Genomic DNA, 1,132 nt, shown 5'->3' with positions numbered 1-1,132 from the left:
GTGTCGATCACGGTGAAGCTGATCGCTCCGATCGCGATGGAAGAAGGTCTGCGCTTCGCAATCCGCGAAGGCGGCCGTACGGTCGGCGCCGGCGTCGTCGCCAAGATCATCGAGTAATATCGACGATCCGCGGATCCCGACGGGGTCCGCGATTCCGCGGTATGCAGTCCGTACCGCCGAAACCGGGTGTCCAGCTTGCGCTGGCACCCGGTTTTGTTTTTCCGTCACGCGAAAGCGCGGGGCGAGAAACTCGCACCATCGCTCCAGAATTTCGTGTAGAATCGCGGGCTTAGCAGTGGAAGTACCGTCCGGAACCTGATGTCTCGCTCCCCGCAGGCGTCATGTTTCACGTTCTTTTAGTGTCCGGCGATGCAACATCGCCTCGCTCTTTCCAAGGAATCGTCATGCAGCAACAGAAAATCCGCATTCGCCTGAAGGCATTCGACTATCGTCTGATCGATCAATCGGCTGCCGAGATCGTCGATACCGCGAAGCGGACTGGCGCAATCGTCCGTGGCCCGGTGCCGCTGCCGACGCGCATTCAGCGTTTTGACATCCTGCGTTCGCCGCACGTCAACAAGACGTCGCGCGATCAGCTCGAAATCCGTACCCACCAGCGCCTGATGGACATCGTCGATCCGACCGACAAGACGGTTGACGCGCTGATGAAGCTCGACCTGCCGGCTGGCGTCGACGTGGAAATCAAGCTGCAGTAAGGCTTCCAGCGCCGGTCGGCTTGCCGGGCGGCGCTAAGTCTTTGATTGCTTGCGGAAAACGCGAGGGCGGGCTATAATGCTTGGCTTTTCGCGTATTCGCGCAAAAAAAGTTGGGCCTTGCGTGCCCGGCATTTTGTAAATCAGCCCCGACCAATCGCAGTCGGGAATGGAGAAAATGATGAGCCTTGGACTCGTAGGTCGCAAGGTTGGCATGACCCGTATCTTCACGGCGGAAGGGGATTCGATTCCCGTCACCGTGCTGGACGTGTCGGACAACCGCGTGACGCAGATCAAGACTGTTGAAACCGACGGCTACACGGCCGTGCAGGTTGCATTCGGCTCCCGTCGTGCCTCGCGCGTGACGAAGCCGCTGGCAGGTCATCTCGCCAAAGCCGGTGTCGAAGCCGGTGAAATCC

The 1,132-nt window shown here is 59.6% G+C and carries 2 protein-coding genes and 1 pseudogene; all 3 read left to right on the top strand.

The window, feature by feature from the left end; all coding sequences use genetic code 11:
* Positions 1-117 (top strand): elongation factor Tu (locus tag ACFTWP_RS41565; RefSeq protein WP_080380372.1); only part of this gene is annotated, 117 nt, incomplete at its 5' end.
* A gap of 287 nt (positions 118-404) precedes the next feature.
* The gene (gene rpsJ / locus ACFTWP_RS41560; RefSeq protein ID WP_004199280.1) at positions 405-716 is read left to right on the top strand and encodes a 30S ribosomal protein S10; all 312 of its coding nucleotides are present in this window, start codon (positions 405-407) and stop codon (positions 714-716) included.
* A 178-nt stretch (positions 717-894) separates the two neighbouring features.
* Positions 895-1,132, top strand: a pseudogene (gene rplC, locus ACFTWP_RS41555) (50S ribosomal protein L3); the annotation flags it as partial.

Origin of the sequence: Kitasatospora sp. NPDC057015, assembly GCF_042673745.1 — a bacterium.
Lineage (GTDB): Bacteria > Actinomycetota > Actinomycetes > Streptomycetales > Streptomycetaceae > Kitasatospora.
This window is presented reverse-complemented; position numbering and strand designations above follow the sequence as displayed.